The sequence below is a fragment of the Chitinophaga sp. genome (assembly GCF_036569125.1).
Taxonomy (GTDB): domain Bacteria; phylum Bacteroidota; class Bacteroidia; order Chitinophagales; family Chitinophagaceae; genus Chitinophaga.
The window spans coordinates 1-3,703 of the sequence record NZ_DATCRF010000323.1 but is presented as its reverse complement, the minus strand read 5'-3'; the positions used below and the strand labels follow the sequence as shown (position 1 = coordinate 3,703).

Sequence of the window (3,703 nt, the reverse complement as noted above, 5' to 3'; positions counted from 1 at the left end):
ACTTTGGTTGGCGATTGATCAAAGTTACTTTAATAGGATCAGAAAAATGTTAACTGAATGTTACCGGCGGCAATTTTTTTCGTACAGGCATAAACTAAAGTGCCGGTAGCTAAACCACCGGCACTTCACTGTAAGATACATCAGGGTATCTCAAAAGTCCTGACCTTTTGTGTGCAGGGCGCCCCAAGCGCCCAGGTACAATACGTGCTTCCCGAAGTTGTAGGCACAAAAGAGGCATTTAAGTAGATAGTTGTGCAAACACCGGGTGTTCCTATCCGGCAAAAACATACGGAAAGTCTGTTAGCCTTAAAGGCAAGTATACCGGCAATAACAGCCATTACAGCAATTGCCGTCAAAGCAAGTCTGGCGCGTTTCATAGAGGTAAATTTGTGAGTGTTAAATATTGTCCCTTAAAGATCCTGTTTAGCGGAAATGGAGGCTGTTGTGCGCTCGTCGTGGTATTGGTTATTTACGTTTTAAAAGTACTAAATAGGACAAGAATGCCGGTTATCATTTTGGAATTTTTTTCGTTATCATTTTAGATGGTGAATGAATTGTTAACTACTTGACGGGGTACTGGTACGTTTTTCCTGTTTTATCGTCATAATATATGATGGCTTACATATTGAAATTGCTGTTGTCTTTATGGTAACAGCAATATGGAAAAAGCTAAAACGAACAAAGAAATGATAAAAATTTCACGTAAAACCTTATGCCGGCTTGTAATAATTCCTATATCATGTCTATACGCATTTTCACAGGGATCCGCGTTTGCACAGGACAGCGAATTAGAGGTAACGCTCAATGCCAAACAGCAATCTGTCCACGATATCCTTTCAAAAATTAAAGAACAAACGGGATTAAGTCTCATGTATTCCGGAATAGCAAAGCGTGATTTTGAAACAAAGACAGATCTGAAAGTCAGGAAGGAGAAAGTAGGAACCGCATTACGGAAGTTACTCTCGCCAATGGATTACATTTTTGAGATCAAGGATCGGTCTATTATCATTAAAAAAGGTGCGCAGACAGCCGGCGGGGAAATAAGCAGGGCAGACAGTGCCACTGCAGGCAGGCAGCTGGTAGGAACAGTAACGGATACAGATGGCAAGCCAATAGCCGGTGCCAATGTAGCAGTAAAAGGCAGGAAACTGGGAAAAGTAACGGATGCAGAAGGTAAGTTTGCATTGAGAGGTGTAAAGGAGAGCGATACGCTTTCCCTTTACATGCTGGGGTTTGAGCGGCAGAAAATAGCCGCCGGCAGCAAAAGTTCAGTAAATATAACTTTGCATACTGCTGTAAATCTTCTGGACGAAACGGTGGTATCTGGCGACGGTGTTGCTTCACATAGGTTCGCTACGGGCAATATATCAGTCATAAAAGCAAAAGATATCACCAACCAGCCCGTCAGCAACCCCTTACTGGCGCTGCAAGGTTGGGTACCGGGCCTGTTCATTGAGCAGGCTACAGGCCTGCCCGGTACCGGTGTAAGAGTGCGGCTGCAAGGCCAGAACAGCGTAAGCAGGGGAAATGATCCTTTATATATTGTAGATGGTATACCTTTTCTATCGCGCTTTCCGTATACATTATCAGCCATCCAGGGAGGATCCGGCAGCAATGGTGTAAATGTAGCAGGCACTGAGGCAGGAGCAGGTAACCCACTGGACCTTATTAACCCCGCAGATATTGATAGTATAACCGTATTAAAGAATGTGGATGCAGTGGTTATTTATGGGTCCAGAGCTGCCAACGGCGCTATAGTGATCACCACAAAAAGAGGAGTGGCAAAGCCGTTTAAGATAGATGTTACATTAGAGAACGGTTGGGGGGTGGTTACGCGAAAAATGCAATTACTGAACACCTCCCAATATCTTGCAATGCGTGCTGCCGCTTACCGTAACGACGGATTGCCAGTACCTGATCGGTCCACGTCGCACACGCAGGACAACCTGGATCTTACCTGGTATGATCCGGCGGCGTATACCGATTGGCAAAAAGTATTAATTGGCGGCATTGCGCAGTACAGGAATTTATATGCAGGCGTTTCCGGCGGTAAGAAGAATACACATTACCAGGCCGGCATAGGTCACAGGAGGCAAACGACGGTATTTCCCGGTGAGCTGGGCGACACGAAAGGATCGTTACATGCGGGCTTCGTTCAGGGATCCGACAGCACAAAGTTTAAGATGACAATAACCGGAAATTATACACGTAGCAATACTGCATTGATCGCAGACGATTTCACAAGAGATGCGATATCCCTTCCTCCCAATGCACCGGCTTTATACGGGCAGAATGGTAACCTGAACTGGGATACATTGCCGAATGGGGATGCCGTTTGGACGAACCCCCTGGCGTATTTAAGCCGGCAATACCACAATATCGCCACCAATCTGCTGGCCGGTGCCACGGCTGGTTACAAGCTGCCATACGGTTTTTACCTTAGCGGCGCATTAGGCTATAACCGGCTGCAGGCAGATGATGAGCTATTGCAGCCATTAAGCTATTATGCGCCAAAGGCACGTGCTTACGAACAGAATAAATTACAGGTAGCCACTGCAAGAATGCATACCTGGAGTATAGAGCCGCAATTAAGTTATCATAAAGAGGTAGGGAAAGGATCTTATACTGCAATCATAGGATACAGCTGGCAGGAGCAAACCGCCGGCCGGGTAGCCTGTGAAGGAAGTGGCTTTGCGAGGGATGAACAAGTGTTTGATCTATCCGCAGCCAGTCAAAAAAGTACCGACAGCACTGATGCATACTACCGGTTCAGCGCTATCTACGGTACACTGCGCCGCAACTGGGACAACCGGTATATTGTATCGCTTTCCATGCGGCAGGACCATAGCTCCCGTATTGAAAAAGCAGCCCGCTCCCACACTTTTGGATCAGCTGCTGCTGCCTGGATATTTTTAGATAAAGCGGCGGGACGCGGCAGCTTGCCTCTTTTGAGCTTTGGTAAGCTAAAGGCAGGCTATTGCACAACTGGTAATGATGGTGTGCTGGCAGATGATCCCTATACATACAATACATTGCTTTACCGCCCGCCACAGCCGCAGTGGGAACAGATCCGGAAGCTGTCAATGGGAATGGATCTTGGCGCTTTAGATAACAGGCTGTCGGCTGGGATTAACTATTACCACAACCGCTCCGCCAATCAATTGTTGTATAACGCAGATCCTGTATCAATGGGCTTTCCGCGCAGTATCCGCAGCTACAATGCACTGGTGCAGAATAGGGGATGGGAGTTTGATCTGCATACAGCAAAAATAAAGATCGGTGAATGTATGTGGAGCGCTGATGCTACTTTAACTATACCGCAAAGCAAATTGCTGGCTTTCACCGGTTTGGAAAATACGCCTTATGTAAGTGACTTTGTAGTAGGTCAGCCCTTAAACATTGTGCGGGCATATCCATCAGCCGGCGTTGATCCGGAAACAGGACTCAACCGGATCAGAGATAGGAATGGTAAGATCCTTCCTCCCGGAGTATTGGGAACGCCAGAGGACCTTGTGATCAATGTTCGCCTGGCTCCCCGTTATTACGGAGGTATTCATAACCGTCTTATTTACCGTGGTTTTGAACTGGATGTGTTTTTTCAGTTTGTTAAGCAAATGGGACCTTTGTATAACTGGGGTAATCAACCAGGGATGTTTAATGGTGTTGCCAATACCGGTAACCAGCCGGTAGCTGTATTAAATGC

At 46.5% G+C, this 3,703-nt stretch carries 1 protein-coding gene; it reads left to right on the top strand.

Going from position 1 to position 3,703, the window contains the following annotated elements; translation table 11 throughout:
• Positions 1 to 869: 869 nt before the first annotated feature.
• Positions 870 to 3,703, top strand: a 2,834-nt coding sequence (locus VIM87_RS12075) for a SusC/RagA family TonB-linked outer membrane protein (RefSeq protein WP_331997236.1), incomplete at its 3' end; no start/stop codon positions are given.